The organism is Streptomyces sp. NPDC048420, from assembly GCF_040651535.1.
Lineage (GTDB): Bacteria > Actinomycetota > Actinomycetes > Streptomycetales > Streptomycetaceae > Streptomyces.
Genome location: NZ_JBEZKG010000005.1, coordinates 149,269 through 165,175, shown reverse-complemented (window position 1 = coordinate 165,175; position 15,907 = coordinate 149,269). Strand labels below are relative to the sequence as shown.

The window sequence follows — 15,907 nt, the reverse complement described above, 5'->3', positions numbered from 1 at the left end:
CGGTGTACCGGCGGATCCGAGTGGCGGCGCAGCGCAGGGAGCGGAAGCGGCAGTGGCAGTTCAGCAGGCGGCGGGTTCGGACCCGTACTTCCCGGACCACGGTGACGCCCGGTACCGGGTGCACCGCTACGAGCTCGCGCTGGACTACCGCCCGGCCCCCAACCGGCTGGCCGGGAGCGCCCGGATCAACGCGATAGCGGGGCGCTCGCCGCTTGCCGAGTTCATGCTCAACCTGTCCGACTTCAAGGTCGGCCGGGTGCGGGTGGACGGCCGGCCGGCGCACTACACGCACCGGGGCGGGAAGCTGCGTGTCAAGCCCGCCAAGGCGGTGCGGCCCGGGGCCGCGTTCACCGTCGAGGTGCACTGGTCGGGCAACCCCAAGCCGGTCGGCAGTCCCTGGGGCGGGCTCGGCTGGGAGGAACTGGAGGACGGGGCGCTGGTGGCGAGCCAGCCGATCGGGGCGCCGTCCTGGTACCCGTGCAACGACCGGCCCGCCGACAAGGCGTCGTACCAGATCTCGATCACCACGCCGTCCGCGTACGCGGTCGTGGCGGGCGGCAGACTGCTGACGCGTACGACCCGTGCCTCGACCACGACCTGGGTGTACGAGCAGGCCGCGCCCACCTCCAGCTATCTCGTCGGTCTTTCGATCGGGAAGTACCAGACGGTCCTGCTCGGCGATCCGGGCCCCGGCGGGGTGCCGCAGCACGGGCACATCCCGGCGCATCTACTGCCGGAGTTCTCACGGGACTTCGCGCGGCAGCCGCAGATGATGGAGCTGTTCCAGGAGCTGTTCGGGCCGTATCCGTTCGACGAGTACGCGGTCGTCGTCACGGAGGAGGAGCTCGATGTGCCCGTGGAGGCCCAGGGGTTGTCGCTGTTCGGCGCCAACCACGTGGACGGGGCCCGGGGTTGGGAGCGGCTGGTTGCGCACGAGCTGGCGCACCAGTGGTTCGGCAACAGCGTGTCCATCGCGGACTGGCGGCACATCTGGCTGAACGAGGGGTTCGCCAAGTACGCCGAGTGGCTGTGGTCGGAGCGCTCGGGTGGCCGTACGGCCCAGCAACTGGCCGCCGCCGCGCACCGGTTGCTGTCCTCGCTGCCCCAGGATCTGCGGCTCGCCGACCCGGGCCGCAAGTCGATGTTCGACGACCGGCTCTACGAGCGTGGCGGGCTCACCGTGCACTCGGTGCGCTGCGCGATGGGTGACGAGGCGTTCTTCCGGATGCTGCGCGGCTGGGCCGGGCTGCACCGGGGCGGGGCGGTGACCACCTCGACGTTCACGGCTCATGTGAACCGGTTCGCGGACGAGCCGCTGAACGGGCTGTTCGACGCATGGGTGTACGGGGCGGAACTGCCGGCACTGCCGACGCTGGGTCCGGCGCGGCCGGCGCATCCGCCGACCAACACCGGCACGGTGCAGCCGTGACCCGACGTGCCGCACGGCAGCGGCCCACCTGCCCTTGCGGTCTTCAGGAGACGTACGACGACTGCTGCGGCCGCTTCCACCGGGGCGAGTCGGCGGCACCCACCGCCGAGGCGCTCATGCGGTCGCGCTACAGCGCCTTCGTGAAACTGGAGCGGGACTACCTGCTGCGCACCTGGCACCCCCGGACCCGCCCCGGCTCACTGGACCTCGACACGGGCATGCGCTGGACCGGGCTCGAGATCCTGGACACGACCGACGGTTCGACCTTCCACGCCACCGGCACGGTGACGTTCCGGGCCTCGTTCAAGGGTGGTTCGCTGCACGAGCGCAGCCGTTTCGAGCGGGTCGACGGGGCCTGGGTGTACGTCGACGGGGAGATCGGCGACTGACTGGACTACGGCGCCAGGATGTCGAGTTCGTGCAGGGCGCCCACCGCGATCTCGCGGGTCAGTTCCTCCGCGTGGCCCGCGTCGCCCGCGCGGATCGCCTCGGCGAGGCGGACGTGGAGCGTGACGGCGGCCGGGTCGGGGTCCTCGAACATGACCTCGTGATGGGTGCGGCCGGTGAGGACCTCGGCGACGAGGTCGCCCAGATGGGCGAACATCTCGTTGCCGGAGGCGTTGAGGATCACGCGGTGGAACGCGATGTCGTGGAAGAGGTAGCCCTCAAGGCGGTGGCCCTTGGAGTTGGCGACCATGCCGAGCGCGCACTCGGTGAGTTCGGCGCACTGCTCGGCGGTCGCGTTCTTGGCGGCCAGGCCCGCGGCCACCGGCTCGACCGCCGAGCGCAGCACGGTCAGGGAGCGCAGTTGCTGAGGTCGATCGGCGCCGGCCAGCCGCCAGCGGATCACCTGGGGGTCGTACACGTTCCACTCGGCCTTGGGCCGGACCGTCACGCCGACGCGGCGGCGGGACTCGACCAGGTGCATGGACTCCAGGACCCGGACCGCCTCGCGCATCACCGAGCGTGAGACGTCGAAGCGCTGGGCGAGTTCGTCGGTACGCAGAACGCTGCCCGGCGGGTACTCACCCGCGGTGATGGCGGGGCCGAGGGACTCCAGTACCTGGCCGTGCAGCCCCCGGCCCGATGTGCTCATGCACTCAGAGTACGGGGCGCGTCACACCACCAAAAAGTCAGACTTATTTGTCACAGGGTCTTGAATTCGTCGTACCTAATCGGTTTCAGTTGCGTCGACATCACCTGTCGAAGACGAAACCAGACAGTGAGGCAGCGATGAGTACCCCCCATGTCGTCGTGGTCATGGGCGTCGCGGGCACCGGGAAGACCACCATCGGTCCCCTGCTCGCGGCCCGGCTCGGCGTTCCGTACGCGGAGGGCGACGACTTCCACCCGCCGGCCAACATCGCCAAGATGTCGGCGGGCACCCCGCTCACCGACGAGGACCGGTGGCCGTGGCTCGACGCCATCGGCTCCTGGGCGCACGGACGGGCGGGGCTCGGCGGGGTGGTCAGCTGCTCGGCGCTGAAGCGGTCGTACCGCGACCGGCTGCGGGCCGAGGCACCCGGGGTCGTCTTTGTGCACCTGGCGGGCGACCGCGCCCTCATCGAGGACCGCATGGCGCACCGGCAGGGGCACTTCATGCCCACCGCGCTGCTGGACTCGCAGTTCGCCACGCTCCAGCCTCTCCAGGAGGACGAGGCCGGGGTCGCGGTGGACGTGTCCGGCAGTCCGGAGGAGATCACCGGGCGGGCCGCGAAGGCGCTCGCCGAACTCCCGTAACACCCCTTTCCGAAGAACGTCCCCGTACCTGCAAGGGAACCCCGTGACCAGACTCAGCGTCGAGATGCTGGCAGCGGACGCACCGGAGCCGATCACCTCGGCCGGTCACGCTCAGCTGGGCATCGCCGTACTGGCGGGCATCGCCGTCATCGTCCTGCTCATCACGAAGTTCAAGCTCCACGCCTTCCTGTCGCTGACCCTGGGCACACTCGTGCTCGGCGCGGTCGCCGGGGCGCCGCTCGACAAGGCCATAGCCAGCTTCACCACCGGCCTCGGCACCACGGTCGCCGGTGTCGGTGTGCTGATCGCCCTCGGCGCGATCCTCGGCAAGATGCTCGCCGACTCGGGCGGGGCGGACCAGATCGTCGACACGATCCTGGAGAAGGCGGGCGGCCGTTCGATGCCGTGGGCGATGGTCCTGATCGCCTCCGTGATCGGACTGCCCCTCTTCTTCGAGGTCGGTGTCGTCCTGCTGATCCCGGTCGTGCTGATGGTCGCCAAGCGCGGCAACTACTCCCTGATGCGCATCGGCATTCCGGCCCTCGCGGGCCTGTCCGTGATGCACGGCCTGGTGCCGCCGCACCCCGGCCCGCTGGTCGCGATCGACGCGGTCGGCGCCAACCTCGGCGTCACGCTCGCGCTAGGCGTCCTGGTCGCCATCCCGACGGTGATCATCGCCGGTCCGCTGTTCTCGCGGTACGCGGCCCGCTGGGTCGACGTCCCCGCGCCCGACCGCATGATTCCCCAGCGCGCCTCGGAGGAACTGGAGAAGCGCCCGAACTTCGGCCCCACGCTCGCCACCATCCTCCTCCCGGTCGTCCTGATGCTCTCCAAGGCACTGGTCGACATCGTGGTCGACGACCCGGAGAACCTCACCCAGCGCGTCTTCGACGTCATCGGCTCCCCGATGATCGCCCTGCTGGCCGCGGTCCTCGTCGGCATCTTCACGCTGCTGCGCCCGGCCGGCTTCGGCCGGGACCGTCTCTCCCCGCTCGTCGAGAAGGGCCTCGCGCCCATCGCCGGCATCCTGTTGATCGTCGGCGCGGGCGGTGGCTTCAAGCAGACCCTGATCGACTCCGGTGTGGGTCAGATGGTCCTGGACATCTCCAAGGACTGGTCGATCCCGGCCCTTCTGCTGGCCTGGCTGATCGCGGTCGCGATCCGGCTGGCGACCGGCTCGGCCACGGTGGCGACGATCTCCGCGGCCGGCCTGGTCGCCCCGCTCGCGGAAGGCATGTCCACCGGCGAAACGGCCCTCCTGGTCCTCGCCATCGGCGCCGGCTCGCTCTTCTTCAGCCATGTCAACGACGCCGGGTTCTGGCTGGTCAAGGAGTACTTCGGCCTCGACGTCGGCCAGACCATCAAGACCTGGTCGGTCATGGAGACGATCATCTCGGTGGTCGCGGGCGGTCTGGTGCTCCTGCTCTCGTTGGTCATGTAGCCGGTCATTCAGGAGTACGGCCACGAGGGCACCCGAGCGGGCGAGGCACGGTTTCCGGCCTCGCCCGTTGCCGTTGCCGTTGCCGTTGCCGACGTGGGGATCCGGCACCGAGGTGCCCTAGAGTCCCGGCATGCGGCGGAGGACGGGACTGGTGATGGCCGGGGCTGTGGCCCTGGTCTGGGGCGAGTGGCTGAACTGGCGCTGGTCCAGAGGACTCGTGGGTGACGCCCGGGGCGCCTCCTCGGCCGTGGTGGTCCTGGGATACCGCAACCCCGGGGACACAGCGAACCTGATCAACCGGTGGCGGGTCCGTGCCGGAGTCCGCTCCCTCACCGCGGACGGTACGCACGGGGCCGGCCTGATCCTCAGCGGTGGTGCGACCGGCAGCGGCGCGACGGAGGCCCGCCTGATGGCCGACTACGCGGAATCGGTGCTCGGGTTCGAGGGCCCGGTGCTCCTGGAGGACCGGTCCACGACGACGTGGGAGAACATCACGAACGTGATCCCGCTGCTCGAGGACGTGGACCGCATCAAGATCGTCTCCCAGCCGGCTCATGCGCTCAAGGCCCGCGCCTACTTGCGGCGGCAGCGCCCTGATCTGGCGGAGCGGCTGGTGCGCGCGGACGACTACCGCCCCGGCGAATGGACCGTCGTCAAACCGCTGCTGGCTCTGTACGGACTATGGACTCTGCGGGGCCTGCGGACCGACGAACACAAGGGCACGCCGTAGAGAACTGCTGCCGCGTGACGTCACGCTACGGCCGCCACAATGGATGCTCCCGTTCCGCCCACTCTTGGCTCACCGTCCCCGTCCGCAGTCCCCGCCGGGCTTCCGGGTCGCCGAGGGCCATGCCGATGTGGCCCGCGAGGACGATGCCGATGGTGAGGGCGAGCCAGTCGTGCACGAAGGTCGCGCTGGTGCGCCACTGGATGGGGGTGAGGTGGGTGAACCACATCAGCAGGCCGGTGCCGAGCATCACGAGGCTCGCGCCGGCGATCCAGGCGGCGTAGATCTTCTGGCCCGCGTTGAACTTGCCCGCGGGGCGGGACGAGCGGCGCTTGTCGCGGTGCAGGGCGGCGCGCAGCCACACGCGGTCGTGCGGGCCGAAACGGTTCAGGAAGCCCAGGTCGGCGCGGAAGGCGCGGGAGGCCACGCCCAGCAGGACCGGTACGGGCAGGGCGAGACCGGCCCATTCGTGGATGCGGACCACCAGCTCCCGGCGGCCCACGAGTTCCGCCAGCTGGGGGAGGTAGAGGCAGGCGGCGGTCGCCACGCAGATGCCCATGAGTGCGGCGGTGGTGCGGTGGACCCACTTCTGGGTGCGGCCGAAGCGCCGGATCCGTGTCATCGGCGGGGCGTCAACTCGTAGGTTCATCGTCCCGCCCGTTCGACTTGCCGACCCAGGCGTCGATGTCGTAGCCCCGGTTCTCCCAGTAGCCCGGCTCCACGTCCTCGGTGACGGTGATGCCGGACAGCCACTTGGCGGACTTGTAGAAGTACATGGGGGCCACGTAGAGGCGGACCGGGCCGCCGTGGGAATGGCCGATGTCCTTGTCCTGCATGCGCAGGGCGACCAGGACGTCCGAGCGGCGGGCCTGGTCGAGGGTGAGGCTCTCGGTGTACGCCCCGTCGAAGCAGGTGAAGCGGACGGCACCCGCCTTCGCGGTCACTCCGGCGGCGTCCAGCAGCGCGGAGAGTCGTACGCCTTCGAACGGGGTGTCCGGGACCCGCCAGCCCGTCACACACTGCACGTCCTTGACCAGCCGGGTCTGGGGCAGGGCCCGCAGGTCGGCCAGGGTGTAGGTGCGCGGGCGGGAGACCAGGCCGTCGATCTTGAGGCGGTAGTTCTGGGCGTTCTTGTGCGGCACGGACGAGGTCACCGAGTAGTAGCGGAAGCCGCCGCCGTTGGGGAGCAGGCCCGTGAGGCCGGTGGGGTCCTTGTCGGCGGCGCTGCCGAGGAAGGCCTCCAGGCCGCGTTGCAGGGTGGGCGCGGCGACCACGCCGAGGGCGCCCAGGCCGAGGGTGCCGAGGAGGACCCGGCGGCCGATCGGCGTGCCGTGCTGCTCCTCGGGTTGTTCGGAGTTCACGTATCCATTCGAACACCCGCGACCCCGGTGGGACCAGGAATCGCGGGTGCTCGTCAGACTTCCGTAAGCAGTTCTCACCCGGCTCTCAGGGAGCGTCCGGGCGATGGGGGCCGCTTTCAGGTGTCCCGGGGGCCGGTCTCAGCGGGTGTCCGGGCGACGGGGGCCGGTCTCAGCGGGCGCCCGAACGCCTGAGACTGCTCTCAGCGGGCGCCCGAACACCGGGGCCCACCCTCAACGCGCGCCCGGACACCCCGGGACCGCCCCCAACACGCGACCGAACACCCGGGCCCACCCTGAGGCGCCCCGACACCCCGGGACCGCCCCAAACGCCCGCCCCAACACCCGGGCCCACCCTCAGGCGCCCCAACACCCGGACCCACCCTCAGCTGGCGATCGAACTCCCGGAACCACCCCAGCGCGCGACCGAACACCCGGACCCCCGGCACGCGCTCCGGCGCCGAGGGCTACGACGTCTCGCCCGCCGCCTTCTCCAGCTGGAAGGCCTCGTTGCCGAGTCCGATTCGCGCGTGTGCCTCGGGTCTGCGGGCGCGCATCACCAGTCCCTGGACCAGGCCGATCAGCAGGGCGATCGCGATGATGCCGGGCAGCAGCCAGCTGAGCGAGGAGTCCGGGCCCGCGCCGACCAGGACGTCGAAGTCCTTGACCGTGTAGACGGCGATCACGAGCAGGGCGATCCCCGCGAGGGCCGAGGTGACCAGGCGCCAGGCCTGGGCGCCCGCCGCCCCGCGCCGGACGAAGAAGGCGATCACGGAGGCGGAGGAGGCCGCCATCAGCACGATCACGCCGAGGGAGCCGAGGTTGCCGAACCAGGTGAACAGGTGGAGGACCGGCACGGTCGGGTCGCCGGTGGGCTTGTCGTCGGCGACCGCGAAGACGATCACGACGATCACCGAGACGGCGGTCTGGAGCAGCGAGCCGGTGCCGGGCGCGCCGCTCGCGCTGTTGGTGCGGCCGAAGGCGGCGGGCAGCAGGCCTTCGCGGCCCATGGCGAAGGCGTAGCGGGCGACGACGTTGTGGAAGCTGAGCATGGCCGCGAACATGCCGGTCACGAACAGCACGTGCAGGACGTCGGTGAACGTGCCGCCGAGGCGGGCCTCGGTGAGGCCGAAGAGCAGTCCCGCGCTCTGCTTCTGGGACTCGGCGACGATCGCCGAGGGCCCGGTGGCGACGGTGAGGGCCCAGCTGCTGAGCGCGAAGAACACGGCGACCCCGCCGACGGCCAGGAACATCACGCGCGGCACCAGGATGTGCGGGCGGCTGGTCTCCTCGGCGTACACGGGCGCCTGCTCGAAGCCGAGGAAGGCGGCGATGCAGAAGCACAGGGCGGTGCCGACGCCGGCGCCGCTGAGGGTGTCCGGGTTGAAGGCGTGCAGGGACAGGCCCTGCGCCGCCGGGTCGGCGACGGCGGCGATGTCGAAGATGACGACCAGGGCGACCTCGACGATCAGCAGGACACCGAGCACGCGCGCGTTGACGTCGATCTTCAGCCAGCCCAGCGCGCCGACGACCAGGGCGACCACCAGCGCCGGTATCCACCAGGCCACCGACAGGTGGGTGTAGGTGGCGAACAGGCCGGAGACCTCGAAGCCGAAGATGCCGTAGATACCGACCTGGAGGGCGTTGTAGGCGACCAGGGCGACGAGGGCGGCGCTCGCTCCGGCCGTGGCGCCGAGGCCGCGGGAGATGTAGGCGTAGAAGGCGCCCGCGTTGTGGACGTGCCGGCTCATCTCGGCGTAGCCGACGCTGAACAGGACGAGGACCACGCCCAGAACGACGTAGAGAAGGGGCTGGCCGACGATCCCCATCACCGCGAATGTGGTGGGCATGACACCCGCGACGACCATGAGGGGCGCGGTCGCCGCGAGCACCGAGAGCAGCAGGCCCCCGGTGCCGAGACGCCCTGCGCGCAGGGCCCGCTCCTGCCCCTTGAACGTACTGATGCCTGGTCTGCTCTTGCTGGAACTCTCGGTGGTCATGGGGACCGTCCTTCTGGGGTTCGGGGGTGCTACACCGTGCCGAGCGCGTGGTCGCGGGCGGCACGGAAGGCGGAGTACGGCTCGCGGTCCGGATAGGACCAGGGGGCCGGGGTGGGGCGTTCGCCGATGCGGTGGAAGAGGGCGGCGGCCTCGGCGCCGCGACCCTCGCAGACCTTCGCGTGGGCGAGGAAGTTCAGGTCGACCAGTCGGCGGGGGTGACCCTCGTGCTCCCATTCCAGCCACCAGTCGAAGGCCGCCTTCATCACCTGGCGGGCCCGGCGGCCGGTCCAGTGGGCGGAGGCGGCCGGGTCGCGGGGCTCGTGCCCGGCGGCGGCCAGGGCCCGGTAGCGCTCGGTGTGCGCGATGACCGGCAGGATCGCGAGCGGGGAGTCGGCGGGGGCCTGCTCGGCGGCCCAGTTGGCGAAGTCGTAGACCTCGTGCAGCGGGTCGGGGCCCGCCTCGGCGCGGCGCTCGGCGAGCCGGGCGACCATCAGGTGGTGGGCGTGGTGGTGGTCGGCGTACCGCTGCCTGATCTCGCCGAACACGTCGGCCACCTCGTCCGCCGCGCCGAGATCGCGCTCCAGCAGGAGCAGGCCGAGCCACGGGGTGGGGTCGGCGGGCGCGCGCCCGGCCGCGCTCCGGCAGGCCTCGCGCGCGGGGGCGGGCTTTCCCTTGCCCAGCCGGGCGCGCTGCACCAGGGCGAGCGCCAGCAGTACGGCGGCGTCGGCGGAGTCCGGTTCGGCGACCAGCCAGTCCCGGGCCCAGGCGTCGCTGTAGGGCTCCGCTGCGAGGACCGTCACCCGGTGCCCCCGCAGGTCCCACTCGTCACCCGTCCTGGCCAGCAGCGCCCGTACCGCCTGCCACCTGCCCTGCGCCAACGCGGCGCGCGCGTCGACGAGTTCGGCGTCGTCGAGGGCCGCGTCGAATGCCTGGGCGGCACGTTTTCGACTGCGGCCGAAGGATGGCGGCGGTGGGGACACCGTGTGGGCTTTCCTCACGGAACATGGCGCGGAGCGGGCGGGGGGTGCCGTCAGTCCATGCGGGAGAGGGTGTCGTCAGCCCATGCGGGCAGACCGAGTGGCCGATTCGCACCGCCATCGACTGATCACGGACAGCCAACCCCCCACCAATGGATCGCGTCAAGGGTCGAAGGCGCGTTACACGCGTCAACTCTCCATACCTGAGGGGAAGTTGTGACTGTCCGGTGCCGATGGGACCCGGTCAAGACCCCGCACTTGTGGCGTACGCCATGGCGCCGCCCTCCTGCGCACCGCACCATGGCGGGAACCCCCGCCGCCGAGAAGGACGCGGTGACCGCGTCGACGGCGCGCATGCGGGTACTCCCAGGGGCTAGCCGGGCACTGGGACGCTACAGTCGGCGACTATCACCCCGCCGCCCGGCCGGACGATCGAGGTACCCGCGTGTCGGTTCTGGTTCTGATTCTCGCCGTGAGTGCTGCCTGTTGCCTGGGCTTCGGCTTCGTGCTCCAGCAGAACGTGGCCCGTCAGGCCCCGCTGAGCGACTTCCTCTCGCCCCGGCTGCTCCTGGATCTGGTGAAGGTGCCGCGCTGGCTCGGCGGCATCGGTCTGATGGTGGCCGGCATGGTCCTCGGCGCGATCGCGCTGAGCCAGGGCGAGGTCTCGCTGGTCGAACCTCTCCTCGCCACGAACCTCCTCTTCGCCCTGGCCCTCTCCCGCAAGCAGACGAAGCAGCCGCTGGGCCGCCAGGGCTGGGCGGGGCTCGCGCTGCTGGCGGGCGGGGTCACCGCGTTCATCGTGGCGGGCAAGCCGCGCGGCGGTGAGGCGGTCGACGATCCCTTCCGGCACTGGCTGATCATCGGCGCGATGATCGGCCTCGCCCTGCTGCTCACCACCTACGCCAAGCGCTCCCGCCTCAGCGCGGGCCCGGTCCTGCTGGCTCTTGCAGCCGGTCTGCTCTACGGAGTCCAGGACGCCCTCACCCGGGTCAGCGGCCAGCGCTTCTCCGAGGGCGGCCTCGCCGAACTGCTGACCGGCTGGCAGCCGTACGCCGTGTTGGCCCTCGGCGTCACCGGGCTGATCCTGGTACAGAGCGCGTTCGAGACCGCGCCGCTGCGGATGTCGCTGCCCGCGCTCACCGCCGCCCAGCCGATCGCCGGGATCATCTGCGGAGTGGGCTTCCTGGGCGACCGGCTGCGCACCGACACCGGCGCGCTGACCTGGGAGGCGCTGGGGCTCGCGGCGGTCGTCGTGGGCATCCTGCTGCTGGGGATGCACCCGGCGATGCCCTCGGGCGCCGCCCGGTCGCAACCTGCACGGAACCTCCAGCCGAGCTGAGGCGTGCGTCCGGGCGGACTCGGGGTTCTGCTTGGAGGTGGGTTTCTGGACGACTGCGGGGCTTTGATCGGGCGCGGGGTTCTGGGCGACTGCGGGGCTTTGATCGGGCACGGGCCTCCGGGCGGGTCTGGGCCCCTTCTCGGATACGGACTTCCGACCGACCGCGTGACTCCACGTGGACGCGGGGTTCTGGGCGACTGCGCGGCTTCGCTTGGATGCTGGGTTCTGGACGACTACGGGGCTTTGATCGGGCGCGGGTTTCTGGACGACTACGGGGCTTTGATCGGGCGCGGGGTTCTGGACGACGACGGGGCTTTACTCGGGCACGGGCCTCCGGGCGGGCGTTGGCCCCTTCTCGGATACGGACTTCCGACCGACCGCGTGACTCCACGTGGACGCGGGGTTCTGGGCGACTGCGCGGCTTCGCTTGGACGCTGGGTTCTGGACGACTCCAGGACCTTTCCCGAACGGCAGACTTCCGCAGAAACACGCACCCCCTCCCGAACGGCAGACTTCCGCAGGAATGAGCATCCGTGCAGGAAAAGCCAGCCAGCGCCTGGCTACGTGTCCGCGCATGGATGCGGAGTGTGGCTTCACGCCCCTGACTGGACGCGGCCCCCGACCCGGCTGCGCACCCCTGCTTGGATAGGGGACATGAGCGCTGCTGACGAGATCCTCGACATCGTCGACGAGAACGACGTCGTCGTCGCACAGTCCCCGCGCGGTGAGGCCTACGCCAAGGGCCTGCGCCACCGTTGTGTCTTCATCCAGGCCAGGGACGCCGAGGGCCGCCTCTTCGTCCACCGCCGCACATCCACGAAGCTGGTCTTCCCGTCCCTGTACGACATGTTCGTCGGCGGAGTCGTCGGGGCGGGCGAGTCCTACGACGACGCGGCCCTGCGCGAGGCGGAGGAGGAACTGGGCGTGAGCGGTCTGCCCCGCCCCAAGTACCTCTTCAAGTTCCTCTACGACGACGGCGCCGGCCAGACCTGGTGGTCCGCCGTATACGAGGTCCGCTGCGAGCTCCCGGTCAGCCCCCAGGTCGAGGAGGTCGCCTGGCACGACTTCCTGCCGGAGGACGAGGTGGAGCTACGGCTGCGGGACTGGGCGTGGGTCCCGGACGGACTGGCGGCGTACGATCGGCTCAAGGCGTACCGGTCGATGGGCTGAGGGCTCGCCGGTCCGCGGGTCGTACCGTGCGGGGGCTGTACCTGTGACGTGGGAACATCCAGGGTCCGAACGGTAACCGGCAGCACTGACAACCCCTCCGTCTCCCGGTCCCCGATAGGCTCGTGCGCGTGATCGATTTCGCACGGAACGTCCGCGTCTGGTTCGCCCCCGAGGAGGTCCGGCAGGAGGGCAGTACCCCCGACTACCGGTTCTCGCTGGCCAATGAACGCACCTTTCTGGCCTGGCTGCGCACCGCCCTCGCACTGATCGGCGGTGGCTTCGCCGTGGACCAGTTCCTGCCGGATCTGCGCTGGGGCTGGCGGGTCGGACTGGCGCTCGCGCTGCTCGCGGCGGGGGTGCTGTGCTCGCTGCGTGCGGTCAACCACTGGGTGCGGTGCGAGCGGGCGATGCGGCGCGGCGAGGATCTGCCGGTGTCGCGGTTCCCGGCGCTGCTGAGCCTGGTGGTCGCGGTGGTCGCCGTGGCCATGGTCGTCGTCGTGCTCGTCGGGTGGGAGGGATGAGCGAGGACACCGCCGCCGAGCGCGACCCGGGGCTCCAGCCCGAACGCACCCGGCTCGCCTGGCGCCGTACGACTCTCTCGGGTACCGCGTGCGCCGTGCTCGCCGTGAAGTCCGCGCTGCACGGCGGCCCGTCTCCCGCGGGCCTTGTCGCCTGCGCCCTGTGCTGCGCCCTCTGGCTGGCCTTCCTGTTCCTCGCCCACCGCCGCATCCGCACCCTGACCGCGACCGACACCCCGACCGCCCTCACCTCCCGATCCGCCACAGTGGCGGTCCTGTGCACGGTGGCGATGGCGGCGTGCGGGGCGTCGTTGGTGTTTTGAGGGGCAGGAGGAGTGTTCTGGGGGGGAGCCCTGGGCACCCGCGCGCCACGCACACCGAATCGCCCGATATGCACCCCACCCGTGGCAGCCTGTCCGACGTCATCGCCCGTCGCTTCGAAGGTGAGCACCATGACCACCCTCCACCACGAACACGCCTCCCACACGCACACCCACGGCCCGGACTGCGGTCACACCGAGGTGCCGCACGGGGACCACGTCGACTACGCGCACGACGGGCATCTGCACCGCGCGCACAACGGCCACTGGGACGAGTGCGAGGCCGGCGACCACGTCTCGCACGAGGGGCACGAGCACCGGCACGGCCAGGACTGCGGACACGAGAGCGTGCTGCACGGTGACCACGTCGACTACCTCCACGACGGCCACCGGCACGCGGCCCACGAAGGTCACTGGGACGACCACTGACCTGACCGCAAGCACCACAAGCACCACAGCACCACAAGCACCGAAGAGCAGCACCCCTTACAGCTCCCCGCCGCACCACGCGGGGAGCTGTCCGCCTATCGTGGACCGGATCACGTCCCCCTCCCCCTCTGGACGACATACCGACCAGTCGGCATGATGGTCGGGTCACGTCCACGCGCGCGTAAGGAGCCCCGATGAGCCCCGACCATCCGCCAGGCCTCGATCTCGACCGGCTGCGCGGCCTGCTCGACCGCGAGCGGCCCGGCCTGGTGCAGGGCCCCCTGACCGGCCGGCTGATCGAGGGCGGACGGTCCAACCTCACCTACGCGGTCTCGGACGGCCCGTCGAAGTGGGTCGTACGACGGCCCCCGCTCGGCCACGTCCTCGCCACCGCGCACGACATGAAGCGCGAGCACCGGGTGATCAGCGCCCTGCACGCCACGGACGTGCCGGTGCCGAACCCGGTCCTGCTGTGCGAGGACCCCGAGAACGGGGCGGTGCCCGGATCGCCGTTCTACGTCATGGAGTTCGTCGAGGGCACCCCGTACCGCACCGCCGACCAGCTCGCGCCCCTCGGCCCCGAGCGCACCCGCGACGCCGTGCTGTCCCTCGTGGACACCCTCGTGGAGCTGCACGCGGTGGATCCTGCGGAGGTCGGGCTCGCGGACTTCGGGCGCCCCGAGGGCTTCCTGGACCGCCAGCTGCGCCGCTGGGGCAAGCAGCTGGACGCCTCCCGCAACCGCGACCTGGCCGGCATCGACGAGCTGCACGCGACCCTCGGCCGCCGCCTGCCCCAGTCCCCCACGGCCACGGTCGTGCACGGCGACTACCGGCTCGACAACGTCCTGATGGGCGACGACGACCAGATCAAGGCGATCCTCGACTGGGAGATGTCGACCCTGGGCGACCCGCTCACCGACCTCGGTCTGCTGGTGATGTACAGCGTGCCGCTGGGCGCGCCCGACTCCACGATCTCCACGACCGCCGAGGCCCCGGGCCACCCGGATCCGGCCGAACTGGTCGCGCGGTACGCCGAGCGCTCCGGGCGGGACGTGACGGCGGTGTCCTGGTACACGGCGTTCGCCTGGTTCAAGCTCGCCGTGATCCTGGAGGGCATCCACTACCGCTACACCCTGGGCCAGACGGTAGGCCACGGTTTCGACCGCATCGGCGACCTGGTCCCGGTCTTCATCCAGCACGGTCTGACCACTCTTCACGACGGCATCCAGGAAGGCTGATCCGCATGGACTTCGCGTTCGACGCGCGCACCGAGGAGCTGCGCAGCAAGCTGCTCGCCTTCATGGACGAGTACGTCTACCCCGCCGAGGCGGTCGCGGAGGAGCAGCGCGCGCAGCTGGCCTCGCCGTGGGACACCCCGGCCGTGGTCGAGGAGCTGAAGGCCGAGGCCCGCCGCCAGGGCCTGTGGAACCTCTTCCTGCCCGACTCCGAGTACGGCGCCGGGCTGACCAACCTCCAGTACGCCCCGCTCGCCGAGATCACCGGCCGCTCCCCGCAGCTCGCGCCCACCGCGCTGAACTGCGCGGCGCCGGACACCGGCAACATGGAGGTGCTCACCCAGTTCGGCGACGAGCAGCAGAAGAAGCAGTGGCTGGAGCCGCTGCTCGCCGGTGAGATCCGCTCCGCGTTCGCGATGACCGAGCCGGAGGTGGCCTCCGCCGACGCCACCAACATCACCACGCACATCGAGCGGGACGGCGACGAGTACGTCGTCACTGGCCGCAAGTGGTACATCTCCGGGGCGATGAACCCGGACTGCAAGATCTTCATCGTGATGGGCAAGACCGACCCGGACGGCGAGGACATCCGCCGCCAGCAGTCCATGATCCTCGTCCCGCGCGACACCCCGGGCGTCACCGTCAAGCGTGCGATGCAGGTCTTCGGCTACGAGGACCACTACCACGGCGGCCACGCCGAGGTGATCTTCGACCACGCGCGCGTGCCGGCCGCCAACCTGATCGGCGAGGAGGGCGGCGGCTTCGCCATCGCCCAGGCCCGCCTCGGCCCGGGCCGGATCCACCACTGCATGCGGCTGATCGGCATGGCCGAGCGGGCGATCGAGCTGATGTGCCGCCGGGCCGTCTCCCGTACGGCCTTCGGCAAGGCGCTGGCCCAGCAGGGCGTGGTCCACAACTGGATCGCCGACGCGCGCGTGACCGTCGAACAGCTGCGTCTGCTGGTCCTGAAGACGGCCTGGCTGATGGACACGGTCGGCAACCGGGGCGCCCACACCGAGATCCAGTCCATCAAGATCGCCACGCCCCGCGCGGTCGTCGACATCATCGACCGGGCCATCCAGTTGCACGGCGCGGGCGGAGTCAGCCAGGACTTCCCGCTGGCCGAGCTCTACGCCGGCGCCCGCACCCTGATGATCGCGGACGGCCCGGACGAGGTGCACCAGCGGTCGCTGGCCCGGCGGGAGCTGAAGAAGTACCTCTAGA

17 protein-coding genes are annotated in these 15,907 nt (G+C 70.9%); 12 read left to right on the top strand and 5 right to left on the bottom strand.

Features of this window, described 5'->3' with window-relative positions; translation table 11 throughout:
• Nucleotides 1–52: 52 nt before the first annotated feature.
• Nucleotides 53–1,429, top strand: coding sequence for a M1 family metallopeptidase (locus tag AB0D34_RS10405; RefSeq protein WP_362659463.1), 1,377 nt, complete (start codon nucleotides 53–55; stop codon nucleotides 1,427–1,429).
• Nucleotides 1,426–1,818: a YchJ family metal-binding protein gene (locus AB0D34_RS10400; RefSeq protein ID WP_362659460.1), complete on the top strand. Its 393-nt coding sequence runs from the start codon at nucleotides 1,426–1,428 to the stop codon at nucleotides 1,816–1,818. Before AB0D34_RS10405 ends, AB0D34_RS10400 begins: the two co-directional genes overlap by 4 nt.
• 5 nt (nucleotides 1,819–1,823) lie before the next feature.
• Here AB0D34_RS10400 and AB0D34_RS10395 read toward each other — a convergent pair whose 3' ends face one another.
• Nucleotides 1,824–2,525: a FadR/GntR family transcriptional regulator gene (locus AB0D34_RS10395; RefSeq protein ID WP_362659457.1), complete on the bottom strand. Its 702-nt coding sequence runs from the start codon at nucleotides 2,523–2,525 to the stop codon at nucleotides 1,824–1,826.
• 137 nt (nucleotides 2,526–2,662) lie between these two features.
• Between AB0D34_RS10395 and AB0D34_RS10390 the strand changes: the two genes are divergently transcribed.
• The 3 genes from AB0D34_RS10390 (at nucleotide 2,663) to AB0D34_RS10380 (ending at nucleotide 5,340) form a co-directional block, all read left to right on the top strand.
• On the top strand, nucleotides 2,663–3,169 hold the full coding sequence (locus AB0D34_RS10390) for a gluconokinase (RefSeq protein WP_362659455.1): 507 nt from the start codon (nucleotides 2,663–2,665) through the stop codon (nucleotides 3,167–3,169).
• Nucleotides 3,170–3,212: 43 nt separating this feature from the next.
• Entirely contained in the window at nucleotides 3,213–4,610 is a 1,398-nt protein-coding gene (locus AB0D34_RS10385; RefSeq protein ID WP_362659452.1) for a gluconate:H+ symporter, read from the top strand.
• Between the two features lie 130 nt (nucleotides 4,611–4,740).
• The gene (locus tag AB0D34_RS10380) at nucleotides 4,741–5,340 is read left to right on the top strand and encodes a YdcF family protein (RefSeq protein WP_362659449.1); all 600 of its coding nucleotides are present in this window, start codon (nucleotides 4,741–4,743) and stop codon (nucleotides 5,338–5,340) included.
• A gap of 25 nt (nucleotides 5,341–5,365) precedes the next feature.
• On the opposite strand, the gene AB0D34_RS10375 is transcribed toward AB0D34_RS10380, so the two are convergent.
• The 4 genes from AB0D34_RS10375 to AB0D34_RS10360 form a co-directional block, all read right to left on the bottom strand.
• Nucleotides 5,366–5,986, bottom strand: a complete 621-nt coding sequence (locus AB0D34_RS10375; protein WP_362659446.1) for a cytochrome b/b6 domain-containing protein — start codon at nucleotides 5,984–5,986, stop codon at nucleotides 5,366–5,368.
• Complete coding sequence (locus AB0D34_RS10370) at nucleotides 5,970–6,698, bottom strand: molybdopterin-dependent oxidoreductase (protein ID WP_362659444.1); 729 nt, start codon at nucleotides 6,696–6,698, stop codon at nucleotides 5,970–5,972. The genes AB0D34_RS10375 and AB0D34_RS10370 overlap by 17 nt, the downstream gene beginning before the upstream one ends.
• 464 nt (nucleotides 6,699–7,162) lie before the next feature.
• Nucleotides 7,163–8,695, bottom strand: coding sequence for an APC family permease (locus AB0D34_RS10365; protein ID WP_362659441.1), 1,533 nt, complete (start codon nucleotides 8,693–8,695; stop codon nucleotides 7,163–7,165).
• A 29-nt stretch (nucleotides 8,696–8,724) separates the two neighbouring features.
• Nucleotides 8,725–9,675: a hypothetical protein gene (locus tag AB0D34_RS10360; protein ID WP_362659438.1), complete on the bottom strand. Its 951-nt coding sequence runs from the start codon at nucleotides 9,673–9,675 to the stop codon at nucleotides 8,725–8,727.
• Nucleotides 9,676–10,117: 442 nt separating this feature from the next.
• Here AB0D34_RS10360 and AB0D34_RS10355 point away from each other — a divergent pair, with 442 nt between their 5' ends.
• The 7 genes from AB0D34_RS10355 to AB0D34_RS10325 all read left to right on the top strand — a co-directional run bounded on the left by AB0D34_RS10355 (nucleotide 10,118) and on the right by AB0D34_RS10325 (nucleotide 15,906).
• Nucleotides 10,118–11,011 (top strand): DMT family transporter, encoded by an 894-nt coding sequence (locus tag AB0D34_RS10355; RefSeq protein WP_362659435.1) that lies wholly within the window; start codon nucleotides 10,118–10,120, stop codon nucleotides 11,009–11,011.
• 654 nt (nucleotides 11,012–11,665) lie between these two features.
• Nucleotides 11,666–12,181: an NUDIX domain-containing protein gene (locus AB0D34_RS10350; RefSeq protein WP_362659432.1), complete on the top strand. Its 516-nt coding sequence runs from the start codon at nucleotides 11,666–11,668 to the stop codon at nucleotides 12,179–12,181.
• Between the two features lie 128 nt (nucleotides 12,182–12,309).
• Nucleotides 12,310–12,702 (top strand): DUF202 domain-containing protein, encoded by a 393-nt coding sequence (locus AB0D34_RS10345; RefSeq protein WP_362659429.1) that lies wholly within the window; start codon nucleotides 12,310–12,312, stop codon nucleotides 12,700–12,702.
• Nucleotides 12,699–13,022, top strand: a complete 324-nt coding sequence (locus AB0D34_RS10340; RefSeq protein WP_362659426.1) for a DUF202 domain-containing protein — start codon at nucleotides 12,699–12,701, stop codon at nucleotides 13,020–13,022. Before AB0D34_RS10345 ends, AB0D34_RS10340 begins: the two co-directional genes overlap by 4 nt.
• 129 nt (nucleotides 13,023–13,151) lie before the next feature.
• Nucleotides 13,152–13,448: a hypothetical protein gene (locus tag AB0D34_RS10335; RefSeq protein WP_362659423.1), complete on the top strand. Its 297-nt coding sequence runs from the start codon at nucleotides 13,152–13,154 to the stop codon at nucleotides 13,446–13,448.
• 194 nt (nucleotides 13,449–13,642) lie between these two features.
• Nucleotides 13,643–14,686 (top strand): phosphotransferase family protein, encoded by a 1,044-nt coding sequence (locus AB0D34_RS10330; protein ID WP_362659420.1) that lies wholly within the window; start codon nucleotides 13,643–13,645, stop codon nucleotides 14,684–14,686.
• Between the two features lie 5 nt (nucleotides 14,687–14,691).
• Complete coding sequence (locus tag AB0D34_RS10325; protein ID WP_362659417.1) at nucleotides 14,692–15,906, top strand: acyl-CoA dehydrogenase; 1,215 nt, start codon at nucleotides 14,692–14,694, stop codon at nucleotides 15,904–15,906.
• Nucleotide 15,907: the final 1 nt, after the last annotated feature.